Here is a 14,478-nt window from a genome sequence, read left to right as displayed (position 1 = left end):
CATGGCCAAGCGCGATTATTACGAGGTCCTGGGGGTTTCCCGGGATGCCTCCGAGGCGGAAATCAAGAAGGCTTACCGCCAGCTGGCGCGCAAGTATCACCCGGATATGAACCCGGGGAATAAAGAGGCCGAAGAAAAGTTCAAAGAGGTCCAGGAAGCCTACGAAGTCTTGAGCGACCCGGAGAAGCGGGCCCGTTATGACCAGTTCGGCCATGCCGGCATGGAGACGGGCGGGCCCGGCTTCGGCGGCTTTGACTTCGGCGGCGCCGGTGCCGATTTCGGCACCTTTGGCGACATCTTTGACATGTTCTTTGGCGGCGGTTTTGGCCGGACAGCCAGGCGCCAGGGTCCCCAGCGGGGCGATGACCTGCGCCTGGATATAGAAATTTCCTTTGAAGAAGCTGCCTTTGGCGGGGAAAAGGAAATCGGCGTACCGCGCCAGGAAAAGTGCCCTGCCTGTGACGGCAGCGGCGCGGCGCCCGGTACCAGGCCCAGGACCTGCCCCACCTGCCACGGCACCGGGCAGGTCCGCATCTCCCAGAGTACGCCCTTGGGCCATTTCCAGACGATACGCACCTGTCACCACTGCCACGGCCAGGGGACCATTATTGAAACGCCCTGTCCCACCTGCCGCGGCCGGGGTGTAGTCCAGCGCACCCGTAAGATAAAGATCAAAATTCCCCCGGGGGTGGATACCGGTGCCCGCCTGCGCATGGCCGGCGAAGGCGAGAGCGGCATCCGCGGCGGGCCGCCGGGCGACCTCTATGTCTATATTAACGTCCGGCCCCATCCCTTTTTCCGGCGCGACGGGTATGACGTCTTCTGCGAGGTGCCGGTAACCATGGTCCAGGCGGCCCTGGGCGACAGGATCCTGGTGCCTACCCTGGACGGTAAAGCCGAACTCAATATCCCTGCCGGGACCCAGAGCGGGGCCACCTTCAGGCTGAAGGGTAAAGGCATCCCCCGCTTGAACGGCGCCGGCCGGGGAGACCAGCATGTGCAGATTCACGTCGAAACGCCTACCAACCTCAATGAAAAGCAGAAAGAATTACTGCGGGAGTTTGCCCGCCTGTACGGCCGGGAACCTAAAGGCACCGGGGAGCAGGAGAAAGGTTTCTTTAAGAAAGTACGGGACGCCTTTATGGGTTAGTTCCTTTCCTGGCGGTTGATAGGTTTTAGCAATACAGCGGGAGGGTGAGCCGTAGTGGCCCACCATTTTTTTCTACCCGTGCCTGTTTTTCCCGGCGAAACGGCCGTCCTGGAAGGGGAAAATGCCCATCACGCCCTGCGCGTCCTGCGCCTGCGGGTGGGAGAAACCATTTCCCTGGCCGATAGCAGGGGGCAGGGATACCAGGCGGAAGTCGTCGCCATTCACAAAGACCGGGTAGTCGCTGCTGTCAAGGCCCCCCTGGAAAGCCCCGAGCCGCGGGTTAAAGTCACCCTTTACCAGGCCTGGCCCAAGGGTGACAAAATGGATTTGATCGTAGAAAAGTGTACAGAATTAGGGGTAGCAAGGATTGTCGTCATCAATACAGAGCGCTCTATCCCCCGGCCGGACCGGGAGGCCTGTGCCCGGCGGCAGGAACGCTGGCAGCAGAAGGCCCGGGCGGCGGCCAGCCAGAGCCGGCGGCACCTGATACCGGCGGTTGAGGGTCCCCTGGAACTTTCTGAGGCCCTTGCCGGCCTTGACCAGGACACCCTGTTGCTGGTACCCTGGGAAGAAGAACGTTCCTGTAACCTTAAGTCCGTCCTTGAGGCGAGCCCGGGGGTACAGGAACTGGCCGTACTCATTGGCCCCGAAGGGGGCTTGACCCGGGCGGAAGTGGACCTGGCACGTAAATTCGGGGGGCGATCCGTAACCCTTGGCCCCCGTATCTTGCGAACGGAGACGGCCGGCCTGGTCTGCCTGGCCGCCATCATGTATGCCCTGGGGGAGCTGTCATAAACCCCGCTATTGAGGCAAGCAAGACAAGATACCTGTGCCGCTGGCGCGGTACCAGTAGATGGCTGAAAACAACAAGCTGGCATTTGTCGGAAGCGAGCGAGCTTCTACCGAGTGGCGAAGCGGCCCAGGCGAAGCTGAGGAGCGAGGGCGGGGCCGAGGACAGGATGTCCGAGGCCGTCCTCTGAGGCAAGGAAGCCGAATAGGCCGGGAACCCCGCCCGAGCCCGAGGCTGAGCCGTAGGCCGCTCCACAAGGGCCATGGAGCGAGCGAGACATGCCAGCCTGCGATAGAATTATTTTCAGGGTAGATCAGAGGTGAAACTCGTGCCCATATCCCGGGTTGCCCTGGTGAGCCTGGGTTGTAAAGTCAATCAGAACGAGCTGGAAGCCATGAGACACCTCTTCCGGGAAGCCGGCTATGAGCCCGTGCCCTTCCCTGAGAAGGCGGACGTGTACGTCATCCACACCTGCACGGTCACCCACACCAGCGACCGCAAATCGCGGCAGCTTATCCGCCGCGCCGTCCGGGCCAACCCGGAGGCAGTGGTGGTTGTTACCGGCTGTTATGCCCAGGTAGCCCCGGAGGAGGTCCTGTCCATCCCCGGCGTCGACGTAGTAGTGGGCACCCGGGACCGGCACCGGCTGGTAGAACTGGTTGAAGAAGCCCGTAAGGGAGGCACTCCCCTTAATGCCGTGGGCGTTCATGAACCCGGCGAAGAATTTGAAGAGCTGCCCGTGGTGGAATTGAGCAGGGCGCGGGCTTTCCTGAAGATTCAGGAAGGTTGCGAGGAATACTGTACTTACTGTATTGTCCCTTATGCCCGCGGGCCCTTCCGCAGCCGGGCACCGGAAGCGATCCTTAACGAGGTGGAGCGCCTGGTAGCTAAAGGCTACCTGGAGATAGTCCTCACCGGCGTTCACACCGGCGCCTACGGCCGCGATCTTACGGGGGGGATAGACCTGGCCGGCCTGCTGAAAAAAATTGTCAGGATCCCCGGGCTGCAGCGCCTGCGGATCAGCTCAGTTGACCCCCTGGATTTTACCCCGGAATTGAAGGCGATGCTGACGGGAGAAGAGGTCATCTGCCCCCATTACCATATACCCCTCCAGAGCGGGGATGACACCATCCTGGAAAGAATGGGGCGCCGCTACAGCAGCAGTTACTACCTGGATTTAATAGCTTCCCTGCGTTCCAGGCGGCCGCGGGCGGCCTTTACCAGCGATGTCATGGTCGGTTTTCCCGGGGAGACGGAGGAACAGTTCCAGAACACCATGGCGGTAGTCAAAGAAGCGGCCCTGGCCGCAATTCATGTTTTTCCTTTTTCCCCGCGCCGGGGTACGCCGGCGGCGGCCATGCCGGGGCAAATAGCGCCCGAGGTAAAAAAAGAGCGGGAACGGCGGCTGCTGCAGCTGGGGCGCCGCCTGGCCCGCCAGTATGCCCGGGAATTTTTAAACGAAACCATGGCGGTACTGGTGGAAAGGCCTTTACCCGGACATCCCGGGGTATATGAAGGCCATACCGGCAATTACCTGAACGTAGCCTTTCTGGCGGCAGGGGATTTGACGGGACAACTGGTCCCGGTAAGGCTTGAAGAATTGCGGGGAGGTTTAATTTGGGGCCAATTAGAAAAAGATGTTAGGGAGAAGCAGGAAAATAGGCCTGGAGAGAGAAATAAAGATTTAGCACAGCACTGAGAAGGGAGCAAAAAAAGTGGCCGAGGAATGCATATTTTGCAAAATAGCCGGGGGCCAGCTCCCGGCCGAGATAGTTTACCAGGATGACCGGGTGGTGGCCTTTAAAGACATCCGGCCGGTAGCCCCGGTACATATTTTAATTATCCCCAGGAAGCACATACCCGACCTGACGGCTATTGAACCGGAAGACAGGGAACTCATCGGCCACATCCACCTGGTGGCGGTACAAATAGCCCGCGACCTGGGGCTGGCCGAACGCGGCTTCCGGCTGGTAAATAATTGTAAAGAAGAAGGCGGGCAGGTCGTTTATCACCTTCATTTCCATTTGCTGGGAGGAAGGCAGCTGCGCATCCTGGGTTGACGCCAGGAGGAGTATAGAGTATAATTTAATTTATGTTGAGCTTTAGAAGGACAGCGTCCACCGGGTGGCGGGGGGAGGGAAGTAAGGTTGAGCGAGGTTAGAATTGGCAAGAATGAATCCATCGATGCCGCTTTAAAGCGGTTCAAGCGCATCTGTCAGAAGGCAGGCATCCTTTCCGAAGCACGGCGCCGGGAACACTACGAAAAGCCCAGCGTCAGGCGCAAGAAGAAATCCGAAGCGGCCCGCAAACGCCGCTGGCACTAAAAAGAACAGGCATCTCCCTCTGGATGATAATCTTTCCGGTGGAACAGCTATCCCGGGTATAACAGGCCCGGTCCGTGAGGACCGGGCTTTTTTGCGGTCTTTTTTCCCCTGCTGCTGCATAAAGTATTGACAGGAGGGGGCAGGATGGGGAAAAACCGTTCCCGGCGCCTGGAAAAGGCGGTTACCGAATATTTAGAGCTGCCGGCAGATGCCGTCCTGGACCTGCCGCGCCTGACCCTGGTAGGGAACAGCCGGCTGGTAGTGGAAAACCACAGGGGCATCAGCGAGTACCGGCCGGATCTGGTGCGCCTGAAACTCAGTACCGGGGAACTGGCGATCAAGGGGACAGGCATCCTCCTGCGGGAAATACGGCCGGACGCCATTGCCCTTGAAGGTACCATCCAGTCCCTTTCCTTTTCCTGAGGGAAACCTTAAAGATCTGGCTCGCCCGGGACCCTCCCCGGGGTTTCATAGCGGGAGCGTCCTGGAAAAGGGCTTTTTTGGAGGGGGAAGAAACCGGTGGCCTGGAACAGGAGGCTGGCTTACCTGGAGGGCTACCTGGTGATCACCATCGAGGGTGACGATCCGGAAGCCTTTCTCAACCTGGCCCTGGCCAGGAGTATTATCCTTTGGGATATTACCATTAATAATAACGGCAGTATCCAGGCCAAAATGAAGGCCGGTGAATATCGTGCCCTGCGTTCCCTGGCCCGGCAGAGCCGCTGCCGGGTCCGTATTGTGGACAAGCGGGGCCTGCCCTTTTTCAGCCGGCGCCTGCGGGGCCGGCAGGTGCTGGTCCTGGGCAGTTTTTTCTTTTTACTGGCCATCTATTTTCTTTCTACCTTTATCTGGATAGTAGAAGTAAAACCGGGATGCGGGCCGTTACACCTGGTGACGCCGGACCAGGTCCTGGCCGCGGCCGGGGCAGAAGGTTTAAAGCCGGGAGCCAGGAAAAAGGACCTCGATACCCGCGCCCTGGAGCTCGCCCTGGAGCGACGCCTGCCCCAGGTGGCCTGGATAGGCATCAGCTTCCATGGCACCAGGGCCGAGATCACCGTGGTAGAAAAGGCGAATATTCCGGGAACGGAAGCCCCCGACCGGCCGGCGAGTATTATTGCCGCTAAGGACGGGGTAATAAAGGATATCCTGGTCATCGATGGTGAGGGCAGGGTAAAGGCCGGTGATACGGTGCGGCGGGGACAAATTTTAATCTCCGGCCTGATCCTGCCTCCCCGGCCGGAAAATAACCCGGGGGAAGCCGGTCTTACCGCCAAACCCGTGGCCCCGCGCCTGGTCCGCGCCCGGGGTATTGTGCGGGCCCGGGTGTGGTATGAAGGAGAAAAGGAGGTCAGCCGCCTCCAGGTCCAGGAAGTGCCAACCGGGCGGCAGCAGACGGCCGTTACGGTGCAGGTCCGGGGCCGCCGCTTTCTCTTGAAAGGGCCGGAACTGCCTGCCTATACCAGTTATCGCCAGGAAAATAAAGTGGTGGCCCTGCCGTCGTGGAGGAATTTTCTCCTCCCCGTCGAACTCATTATTACGACCTATTACGAAGTCCGGACCCGGTACCGGCAGCTTTCTTATGAAGAGGCTGTGAGGGTTGCCGGTGAGGAGGTCCTGGCGAGAATCAAGGAAAAAATACCACCCGGAGCCAGCATAACCGGGCAGAAGATCACCTCCTTAAGTAAGCCCGGGGATGCAGTTGTTCGTGTCCGGGCCTGGATCGAAACAGAAGAGGACATCGGCCAGGTTGTCCCCTTGAGTGGCAATTAGAGGCCGGGGGGGTCGCCTTTACTCCGGTTTATGTATATGCTAGAATAAAGAGATTAATGGTCAAAAGGAGATGATTGATAAAACCTTGACAAACAATTACGAAATGCGGCTGACAGTTGGCAGCAACGGTGAGGCGGTCAATCTTTTTGGTCACCAGGATGAGAACCTGAAATTTATTGAAAGCCATACCTCAGCCCGCATCGTGGCCCGGGGTAATGAACTGATCTTGACGGGGACGCGCCGGGAAGTCGAGGAACTGGAAAGACTATTCCGGCAGTTGATTAAACTGGCCCGTTCCGGCACGATTATCAACACGGCAACAATTAACTATACCTGGAATCTAGTCCGGCGCCAGGACGGCATGGCGGAAAAGACCGATCTGGCCCAGGCCCTGGGGGAGGTACTTTACGTTAACCCCCGGGGCAAGCAAATCCGGCCGAAGACCCTGGGACAGCTCCGCTATGTCCAGGCCATGCGCCGTTACGATATAGTTTTTGGTATTGGACCGGCCGGGACGGGGAAGACCTACCTGGCCGTAGTGATGGCCGTCAATGCCCTCCGGAACCGCAGCGTGGAACGGATAGTCCTGGCGCGGCCGGCGGTTGAGGCCGGGGAAAAGCTGGGTTTCCTGCCCGGAGACCTGCAGGAAAAGGTCAACCCTTACCTGCGGCCCCTTTATGACGGCCTTTATGACGTTTTAGGTATGGAAACGGCACAAAAGTATATGGAGAAAAATATTATAGAAGTGGCTCCCCTGGCCTATATGCGGGGGCGTACCCTGGATGATGCCTTTATTATCCTGGATGAGGCCCAGAACACGACTTCCGAACAGATGAAGATGTTCCTCACCCGGATCGGATTTGGCTCCCGGGCCGTCATTACCGGCGACGTTACCCAGGTGGACTTGCCCAGGGACACCACCTCCGGCCTGGTAGAAGCCCAGCAGATATTAAAGGGCATTGAGGGTATTGCCATTGAGCACCTGACCGAGGCCGATGTTGTTCGCCACCCCCTGGTCCAGGAGATCATCAAGGCCTATGAGAGGAGTGACCGGATGTGCCATGGCAGCGGTTAAAAGGGTTAATGCACCCGCTGCTGGCCTGGATTGGTCCTAATTTTATACGCGCCAGGGTCATCTGTGGTATGGCCCTGTTTGTCGTGGCCGTAGCTATTCTAGCCCTGGATTACCTGCCGCAAAAGCTGGATTTAAAAGAGGGCCAGCCCAGTCCCCGGGATTTTAAGGCGCCCCAGGGCATTGTTTATGAAAGTGAGGTCTTAACCCAGAAGGCCAGGCAAGAAGCGGCCGGGCAGGTTACACCCGTTTACCGGGTGGACAGCACGGTAGTTGCGGAGTTGACTACCCGGGTTGAAGGTATATTCCGGGTGATAAGGGAGATTAATGATAATACAGAAGCAAGCAGCGAACGGGTAACCAGGCTAAAGGAGCAGTTAAGCCAGCTGCAGCTGTCGGATGCCGCCTTTGAAGCCCTGGCAGGAGCCAGCAATGCCGAACTGGATAGCATTGCCGGGGCTATAAAAGATGTAATTGGCCGGGTAATGAATGAGGCCGTACCCCAGGATGCCGTGAATACCGCCCGGGACAAGATGCTGGCTGCCCTTGAGACGGCGGGAATAGAAGCCGGCTATAAACCTGTAGCGGCAGCAATAATCCAGGGCCTGGAATTAAAGCCCAACCTCATTTATGACGTTGCCGCCACCTTGCAGAAACAAGAGCAGGCCGCCGCCGAGGTGAGCCCGGTCCTGGTAACTATCCGCCAGAACGAAAAAATTGTCAGCGACGGGGAACTGGTGACGGCAGAAGACATTGAAGCCCTGCAGAAGCTGGGTCTCCTGCGCTCCGGGGCGTCCTGGGGAGCACTGTTTGGCCTTTTCTTTTTCCAGGTCCTCCTGGTAGCCCTGGGCCTCCTGTATTTACGCTTTTTCAAACCGCAGGTTTATAACAACAACAGATTGCTGCTCCTTCTCGGCCTGTTATGGGTAATATTTCTAATCTTTTTCCGGGGTATGGCCGCCATCAGCCTGGGCGGCCGGGCAGAATTTACCCGCCTGGCCGGGTTTCTCATGCCGGTAGCTGCCGGGTCCATGCTGGCGGCTATCCTCATCGATGCCCAGGTGGCCATTATTTTTACCATTTTCCTGGCTATGGAGGCAGGGATCATCGGCGGCATATACTACCAGTTTGCGGCCACGGGTATCGTCAGCGGCCTGGTGGGTATTTACTGCGTTACCCATTTAAGCCAGCGTTCCGACCTTGTCCGCTCGAGCCTCTATTTGATGCTGGCCAACCTGTTGAGTGTTGTCGCCCTGGGCCTCATGCTTAAATATACCGTTTCCCAGCAAAGTATTACTGCGATTATGGCCCTGACCAACGGCCTGCTTTCGACGGTTTTAACCATCGGCTTCCTGCCCTTTCTGGAGAACAGCTTTGGCATAACCACGGCCTTAAAGCTCCTGGAGCTTTCCGATCCCAATCACCCTCTTTTGAAACGATTGCTCCTGGAAGCCCCGGGTACCTACCACCACAGTATCCTGGTAGGTAACCTGGCCGAAGCGGCGGCCAATGCCGTGGGGGCCGATTCCCTCCTGGCCAGGGTAGGGGCCTACTATCACGATATTGGTAAACTCAAGCGTCCTTATTTTTTTATTGAAAACCAGGTAACGGCCGAAAACCCCCATGACCGCCTGGCACCGACTTTAAGTACCCTGATTATTTCCTGCCATGTGAAAGACGGCCTGGAAATGGCGCGGGAGCACCGCCTGCCCCAGGTAATCCAGGATATTATTGCCCAGCATCACGGCGAAACATTAATCACCTATTTCTACCAAAAGGCCCGGGAAAACAGCCGGGATGATAGTGTCAAGGAAAATGACTTCCGCTATGAGGGGCCGATCCCCCGGAGCAAAGAAGCTGCCATCGTTATGCTGGCCGACAGCGTCGAAGCCGGCATCCGTTCCATGCCCAGGTTCACCCCCGGCCGCATGGAAGGGTTTGTACGCAAGATTATCAGGGAAAAGCTGGAAGACGGCCAGCTGGAGGCCAGTGACCTGACGTTCCGGGAACTGGCTGTTATCGCCGAGGCCTTCATGCGCGTCTTAAACGGCATCTTCCACACCCGGGTGGAATATCCGGAAGTGGTTCTTAAGGAAATAGAAAGGAGAAAGAACCGCAATGGAGTGCTTCATAAACAATCAGCAGGATAGTTATCCCCTGGGTGAGGAAATGATATCCCTGCTGGAAAAGGTCCTGCAGGTGGCCGCCGCGGTAGAGGGCCTGGATCAGGAAACCGAAGTAGGGCTGACCCTGGTTGACGACGCTGCCATCCGGGAACTTAACAGGGCCTACCGGGGTATCGACGCTCCTACCGACGTCCTGTCCTTTGCTTTAAATGAGACCGGGCCCGGCGAACCTGTTTGTCTTGACCCCCGGGGAGACAGGCTCCTGGGCGATATCATTGTTTCGGTACCCACAGCAACCCGCCAGGCGCAGGATTACGGTCACTCCCCGGCCAGGGAGCTGGCCTTTCTCACCGTTCACGGTTTCCTGCACCTCCTCGGTTATGACCACGATACGGAGGAAGCAGCCGCCAGGATGGAGGCGCGCCAGGAAGAAATACTTGCCAGGGTGGGGCTGGGGCGGTAATGCTGGTTAAATTCAAGGCCGCCCTGGCCGGGGTCGTCTACTGCCTGCGCACCCAGATAAATATGGCCGTCCACCTGGTGGCCACGGCGGCCGTCATTGGTGCCGGCCTGTATTTTCACGTGCAGCCGTGGGAGTGGGCGATCCTGGCCATAACTATTACCATGGTCCTGGCCGCCGAGGCCTTCAACACGGCGGTAGAAGTGACAGTAAATCTATATACCCGTAAATACCACCCCCTGGCGCGCGTTGCCAAGGACGTCGCCGCGGGTGCGGTTTTAATCACCGCCCTGGGGGCGGTAGCCGTGGCGTACATAATTTTTGGCCCGCGCCTGGGCTTGTAGACGGCCTGCACGGGTGCCGGCATATTTTAAAAGGCCTGGTTGTGGATGGTGTGGTAAAGGATCCCGGGCGGCGGCGTACCCTCAAGGAGATTCCAGGCAGCCAGGAGTTCCCTTAACCCCCTGGTGAGGGAATAAGCAGCTACCTCATGCAGGGGTATCCAGCCGGCGTCGGCAGCATCGGTAGCCGGGCGCAAGTTCCCGCCCCGGTATTCGGCCCAGAAGTCGATGAGGACGTAGTGATATTTAATCCGGCCGCTGCCATCGATATAGATGCTGTCCAGGACGGCTATGGGTGGCCCGGCAGTTACCCTGATGCCGCACTCTTCAAAAACTTCGCGCTCTACCGCTTCCCGGGCCGTTTCCCCCGTTTCCTGGGCGCCGCCGGGCAGGCTCCATAAACCTGCAGCCGGGGGCTTTCCCCGGCGGACCAGCAATATGTTCCCATCCTTAACGACCACTGCCCCTACTCCTACCACCGGGCGGGGGGAGTAGCTTCGTTCTACCGTCATGGCTAAACACCTCCAGCCAATATTATATCCCATAAAATTGACCGGCAGCTTAACCTGATGGTAAAATTAGATCGGGAGGTACCCGGGGTGACATATAATCACCAGGAACTTATCGCTGCTGCGGCCCGGGCTAAAGAGAAGGCCTACGCCCCTTACTCCCGTTTCAAAGTGGGAGCAGCCCTCTGCACGGCCGGGGGGAAGATCTATATCGGTTGCAATATCGAAAATGCCTCCTACAGCTTGACCATCTGTGCCGAAAGGGTGGCTTTATTTCAGGCCATAGCTGCCGGCGAACGGGATTTTGTCGCCCTGGCCGTAGTGGGCGGCGACCAAGCCGCCTGTTTTCCCTGCGGCGCCTGCCGCCAGGTCCTGGCCGAATTTGCACCCGAACTGGAAGTCATAACCGGCCAGCCCGGCAGCCCCCTTTATCGCCGTTTATTAAGGGAACTATTACCGGATACCTTTACCTTGAAATGAGGTGCCTGCTCCTTGGCCGCTGATTATGTTTCCGGCTTTGCCGGGCTTATCGGCCGGCCCAATGCCGGCAAATCGACCCTTTTAAACCGGCTGGTGGGCCGGAAGATTGCCATCATGTCCGACAAGCCCCAGACGACGCGCAATAAGATTCTGGGGGTACTGACGGCAGATAATTATCAAATTGTTTTTTTAGATACCCCCGGTATCCATAAGCCCCGGCACCAGCTGGGTGAGTATATGATGGCCGTGGCCCGTAGCACCCTGGCCGAAGTGGATGTTATCCTCTACGTGGTTGACGCCGCCGTCCCTCCGGGACCTGGCGAGGAATATATCATCGAGCAATTAAAAGGGGTGACCACCCCTGTCATCCTGATTCTCAATAAAATTGACCTGGTGGATGCCGCCACCCTGCAGCAGCGGGAGGAATTTTTCCGGGCCCGCCTGGATTATAAAGCCGTCCGGGCCGTGTCGGCCCTGGCAGGTACCAACACAGCTACCCTGCCGGAGATGATTAGTTCTTTCCTGCCACCGGGCCCCCGGTATTACCCGCCGGATATGGTAACCGACCAGCCGGAGAAATTCGTCATGGCCGAGCTGATCCGGGAACAGGTTCTCCAGGTGACCCGGGAAGAAGTTCCCCATGCCGTGGCCGTGGTGGTGGAAGAAATAGCCCAGCGTCCCAATGACTACCTCTACGTCGACGCCGTGATTTACGTCGAACGCGATTCCCAGAAGGGCATTATCATCGGCCAGGGGGGGCAGCGGTTGAAAGATATCGGCACCGAGGCCCGCCGGGAAATGGAAGCCCTGCTGGGCAGCAAAATTTTTTTAAACTTAAGGGTGCGGGTAAAGAAAAACTGGCGCCAGCAAGAATTGACTTTGCGGCAGCTGGGTTATGACCGCCGGCTTATCCAGTAGAAACCTGGTATAAGACCCGGCATTACGGCCAGCCTAATAAATACCTGACCACCAGGAGAAACCCGGAAAGGATGACACCCATGACATTAAACGAAGTGTGGTGGCATTTATTTACCCTGACGGGCAGTATTGAGGCCTACCTTCTTTACCGCGGCCTCCTGGAACCGGTTGAATCTTTACCTGCGGCAGATGGTAGCAAGGTAGCAGGGGCTCCCGCCCGGGCAGGGGACCGGATGCATGGCCAGGGACTGAAATTGGGGCAGGAGGGGAACTCTTTTCCGGAGGTATAGAAATGGCGGGCTATTTCCGGGATGAAGGTATTGTCCTGAAAAGCAGGGATTACCAGGAAACGGACCAGTTGCTGACCATTCTTACGCCCCGTCACGGCAAGCTAGACGCCATCGTCAAAGGGGTACGTAAACCCAAAAGCAGCCTGCGCAGCGGTACCCAGCAGCTCTGCCGGTCCCGCTTTTTATTTTATGCGGGTAAAAGCCTGGCCACCATTACCCAGTGTGAAGTACAGTCGATTTATGCCCCTTTGCGCCAGGACCTGAAGCGCCTGGCTTACGCCTTTTACCTGGTAGAAATAGCCGACAGCGCCGTCATGCCCGGCCAGGTGAACCCCGCCATGTACATTCTTTTAAAACAGGGACTGGAGATACTGGCCGGGGCGCCTCCGGTCCTGGTTGCCCGCGCCTTTGAAGCCAGGGTGTTAAAAATCCTGGGCCTGGAGCCCCGTTTGGACCGATGCGCGTCCTGCGGGGGGGATTTAGATGGAGGGGGCCGGCCGGCCCTGTCCCCGGCGGCCGGGGGTATCCTCTGCGCCCGGTGCCGCGGCCGGGAAGGACCGGAATACCAGGTAATGCTGGGCAGCATAAAGGCCTGGCAGCAGTTGAATCGCATGAACTGGCAGCACCTCCGGCGCATGCATCTCACCCCAAATCTAACCAGGGAACTGGAAGAAATTTTACCCGCCTTTTTGGAATACTATTTAGACAGGAAACTCAAATCCCGTGCTTTAATTAATGAAATAGGGGGCAGTGAAAATGACGGAACTGGAAAAGATCGACCAGCTACGCGAACGCCTGGGGATTAGCTACCGGGAAGCCAGGGAGGCCCTGGAGCGGGCCGGGGGGGATGTCTTAGAGGCCTTGATCCAGTACGAAGAAAGTACGAGGGCAGGGATGCAAAAGGAACTGGCCGGATGGAGCGAAAAACTTATGGAGCGTATTCGCGGTATCCTGCACCGCGGGAATGTAACACGGATTAAAGTGAAGAAGGATGGTAAAACCGTGGCCGAAATACCGGCCACCGTCGGCGCCCTGGGAGTGCTGGGCATTCTTGCCAGCAGCGAGCTGGCCGTCCTGGCCGGCTTGAGTACGGTAGCGGCCCTCTTTAACCGCTACACCCTGGAAGTAGAGCGCACCGACGGCAGGGTAGAAGAACATCCCCTGGACGTCGATGACCAAGTTGACAAGTAGAGGAGATTTTTGCTAAAGTATTGTTATGTCAGGCTGGCAGGGGCCGGCCGCTGTCTTGCCACGAAAAATTAGCTCCCGTCCCTGGCAGGGCGGGTGCTTTTTTTAATGAGGGGAGTAATTGCATTTGAATTTCCAGGAACTCATCATGAACCTGCAGCAGTACTGGGCGGCCCGGGGCTGCGTCATCCAGCAGCCCTATGACCTGGAAAAGGGCGCCGGCACCATGCACCCGGCCACCTTTTTACGGGTCCTGGGGCCGGAGCCCTGGCGGGTAGCATATGTCGAACCCTCCCGCCGGCCCACCGATGGCCGCTACGGCGAAAACCCCAACCGCCTTCAGCATTATTACCAGTACCAGGTCATCTTAAAACCTTCCCCAGACGATGTCCAGGATTTATACTTAAAGAGCCTGGAAGCCATCGGCATCAACCCCCGCGAACACGACATCCGTTTTGTCGAGGACAACTGGGAATCACCGACCCTGGGGGCCTGGGGGCTGGGGTGGGAAGTCTGGCTGGACGGCATGGAGATAACCCAATTCACCTACTTCCAGCAGTGCGGCGGGTTTGACTGCCGGCCGGTGAGCGCCGAGATCACCTACGGCCTGGAACGACTGGCCATGTATATCCAGCAGGTGAACAGCGTCTTTGATATTGAATGGGTAGACGGCATCACCTACGGCGATATTCACCACCAGACCGAGGTCGACTACTCCCACTACAACTTTAATGCCGCCGATACCGCCATGCTGGCCACCCTTTTCAATGCCTACGAGGCCGAAGCCCGGCGGGTAGTGGAACAGGGCCTGGTCCAGCCAGCCTACGACTACGTCCTCAAGTGTTCCCACACCTTTAACCTACTGGATGCCCGGGGAGCCATCAGCGTCACCGAGCGGACGGCCTACATCGGCAGGATACGTCACCTGGCGCGCTTGTGTGCCGCCGCCTACCTGGAGCAACGGCAAAAACTTGGCTATCCCCTGCTTGCCCCATCCCCGGCCGCCGCAGTTTCCGGCCAGGACCATAAAGACCCCTACGATGTCAAGGAGGGATAGCCC

General features: G+C 58.0%; 18 protein-coding genes. 17 read left to right on the top strand and 1 reads right to left on the bottom strand.

The features are described 5' to 3' along the window. Position 1 precedes the first annotated feature (1 nt). The 11 genes from dnaJ (at position 2) to NWF31_RS09510 (ending at position 10,036) form a co-directional block, all read left to right on the top strand. Positions 2-1,150 carry a molecular chaperone DnaJ gene (gene dnaJ / locus NWF31_RS09560; protein ID WP_258360271.1) on the top strand — a complete coding sequence of 383 codons (1,149 nt, stop codon included), beginning with the start codon at positions 2-4 and terminating at the stop codon, positions 1,148-1,150. A gap of 54 nt (positions 1,151-1,204) precedes the next feature. Continuing rightward, complete coding sequence (locus NWF31_RS09555) at positions 1,205-1,945, top strand: 16S rRNA (uracil(1498)-N(3))-methyltransferase (RefSeq protein WP_258360270.1); 741 nt, start codon at positions 1,205-1,207, stop codon at positions 1,943-1,945. Between the two features lie 314 nt (positions 1,946-2,259). Beyond that, on the top strand, positions 2,260-3,639 hold the full coding sequence (mtaB, locus tag NWF31_RS09550; protein WP_258360269.1) for a tRNA (N(6)-L-threonylcarbamoyladenosine(37)-C(2))-methylthiotransferase MtaB: 1,380 nt from the start codon (positions 2,260-2,262) through the stop codon (positions 3,637-3,639). A 16-nt stretch (positions 3,640-3,655) separates the two neighbouring features. Beyond that, on the top strand, positions 3,656-4,000 hold the full coding sequence (locus tag NWF31_RS09545; RefSeq protein ID WP_258360268.1) for a histidine triad nucleotide-binding protein: 345 nt from the start codon (positions 3,656-3,658) through the stop codon (positions 3,998-4,000). An 87-nt stretch (positions 4,001-4,087) separates the two neighbouring features. After that, a complete protein-coding gene (rpsU, locus tag NWF31_RS09540) occupies positions 4,088-4,264 on the top strand; it encodes a 30S ribosomal protein S21 (protein WP_106004464.1) in 177 nt (58 codons plus the stop codon). 144 nt (positions 4,265-4,408) lie between these two features. After that, positions 4,409-4,687 carry a sporulation protein YqfC gene (gene yqfC / locus NWF31_RS09535; protein ID WP_258360267.1) on the top strand — a complete coding sequence of 93 codons (279 nt, stop codon included), beginning with the start codon at positions 4,409-4,411 and terminating at the stop codon, positions 4,685-4,687. Positions 4,688-4,783: 96 nt separating this feature from the next. Further along, positions 4,784-6,034: a sporulation protein YqfD gene (gene yqfD, locus NWF31_RS09530; protein WP_258360266.1), complete on the top strand. Its 1,251-nt coding sequence runs from the start codon at positions 4,784-4,786 to the stop codon at positions 6,032-6,034. A gap of 70 nt (positions 6,035-6,104) precedes the next feature. Continuing rightward, on the top strand, positions 6,105-7,109 hold the full coding sequence (locus tag NWF31_RS09525; RefSeq protein ID WP_422880272.1) for a PhoH family protein: 1,005 nt from the start codon (positions 6,105-6,107) through the stop codon (positions 7,107-7,109). Then, positions 7,091-9,256: an HD family phosphohydrolase gene (locus NWF31_RS09520; protein ID WP_258360265.1), complete on the top strand. Its 2,166-nt coding sequence runs from the start codon at positions 7,091-7,093 to the stop codon at positions 9,254-9,256. The genes NWF31_RS09525 and NWF31_RS09520 overlap by 19 nt, the downstream gene beginning before the upstream one ends. Further along, entirely contained in the window at positions 9,225-9,695 is a 471-nt protein-coding gene (gene ybeY / locus NWF31_RS09515; RefSeq protein ID WP_258360264.1) for an rRNA maturation RNase YbeY, read from the top strand. Before NWF31_RS09520 ends, ybeY begins: the two co-directional genes overlap by 32 nt. Further along, positions 9,695-10,036 (top strand): diacylglycerol kinase family protein, encoded by a 342-nt coding sequence (locus tag NWF31_RS09510; RefSeq protein ID WP_258360263.1) that lies wholly within the window; start codon positions 9,695-9,697, stop codon positions 10,034-10,036. The genes ybeY and NWF31_RS09510 overlap by 1 nt, the downstream gene beginning before the upstream one ends. Before the next feature lie 26 nt (positions 10,037-10,062). Here NWF31_RS09510 and NWF31_RS09505 read toward each other — a convergent pair whose 3' ends face one another. Continuing rightward, the gene (locus tag NWF31_RS09505) at positions 10,063-10,545 is read right to left on the bottom strand and encodes an NUDIX hydrolase (RefSeq protein ID WP_258360262.1); all 483 of its coding nucleotides are present in this window, start codon (positions 10,543-10,545) and stop codon (positions 10,063-10,065) included. Between the two features lie 87 nt (positions 10,546-10,632). Between NWF31_RS09505 and NWF31_RS09500 the strand changes: the two genes are divergently transcribed. The 6 genes from NWF31_RS09500 (at position 10,633) to glyQ (ending at position 14,475) form a co-directional block, all read left to right on the top strand. Then, positions 10,633-11,022, top strand: coding sequence for a cytidine deaminase (locus NWF31_RS09500; RefSeq protein WP_258360261.1), 390 nt, complete (start codon positions 10,633-10,635; stop codon positions 11,020-11,022). 12 nt (positions 11,023-11,034) lie between these two features. Beyond that, positions 11,035-11,940, top strand: a complete 906-nt coding sequence (gene era / locus NWF31_RS09495) for a GTPase Era (RefSeq protein ID WP_258360260.1) — start codon at positions 11,035-11,037, stop codon at positions 11,938-11,940. A gap of 71 nt (positions 11,941-12,011) precedes the next feature. Then, on the top strand, positions 12,012-12,230 hold the full coding sequence (locus NWF31_RS09490) for a hypothetical protein (RefSeq protein ID WP_258360259.1): 219 nt from the start codon (positions 12,012-12,014) through the stop codon (positions 12,228-12,230). A gap of 2 nt (positions 12,231-12,232) precedes the next feature. After that, entirely contained in the window at positions 12,233-13,036 is an 804-nt protein-coding gene (recO, locus tag NWF31_RS09485) for a DNA repair protein RecO (protein ID WP_258360258.1), read from the top strand. Continuing rightward, positions 12,987-13,421, top strand: coding sequence for a DUF4342 domain-containing protein (locus tag NWF31_RS09480; protein ID WP_258360257.1), 435 nt, complete (start codon positions 12,987-12,989; stop codon positions 13,419-13,421). The genes recO and NWF31_RS09480 overlap by 50 nt, the downstream gene beginning before the upstream one ends. Positions 13,422-13,545: 124 nt before the next feature. After that, a complete protein-coding gene (glyQ, locus tag NWF31_RS09475) occupies positions 13,546-14,475 on the top strand; it encodes a glycine--tRNA ligase subunit alpha (protein WP_258360256.1) in 930 nt (309 codons plus the stop codon). Positions 14,476-14,478: the final 3 nt, after the last annotated feature.

It is taken from the genome of Neomoorella sulfitireducens, assembly GCF_024733845.1.
Lineage (GTDB): Bacteria > Bacillota > DSM-521 > Neomoorellales > Neomoorellaceae > Neomoorella > Neomoorella sulfitireducens.
This window is presented reverse-complemented; position numbering and strand designations above follow the sequence as displayed.

Coding starts and splice junctions, on each gene's coding strand:
- dnaJ (WP_258360271.1), top strand. CDS start 2: ATGGCCAAGCGCGATTATTACGAGGTCCTGGGGGTTTCCCGGGATGCC.
- yqfC (WP_258360267.1), top strand. CDS start 4,409: ATGGGGAAAAACCGTTCCCGGCGCCTGGAAAAGGCGGTTACCGAATAT.
- NWF31_RS09525 (WP_422880272.1), top strand. CDS start 6,105: ATGATTGATAAAACCTTGACAAACAATTACGAAATGCGGCTGACAGTT.
- ybeY (WP_258360264.1), top strand. CDS start 9,225: ATGGAGTGCTTCATAAACAATCAGCAGGATAGTTATCCCCTGGGTGAG.
- NWF31_RS09510 (WP_258360263.1), top strand. CDS start 9,695: ATGCTGGTTAAATTCAAGGCCGCCCTGGCCGGGGTCGTCTACTGCCTG.
- NWF31_RS09505 (WP_258360262.1), bottom strand. CDS start 10,545: ATGACGGTAGAACGAAGCTACTCCCCCCGCCCGGTGGTAGGAGTAGGG.
- NWF31_RS09490 (WP_258360259.1), top strand. CDS start 12,012: ATGACACCCATGACATTAAACGAAGTGTGGTGGCATTTATTTACCCTG.
- recO (WP_258360258.1), top strand. CDS start 12,233: ATGGCGGGCTATTTCCGGGATGAAGGTATTGTCCTGAAAAGCAGGGAT.
- NWF31_RS09480 (WP_258360257.1), top strand. CDS start 12,987: ATGACGGAACTGGAAAAGATCGACCAGCTACGCGAACGCCTGGGGATT.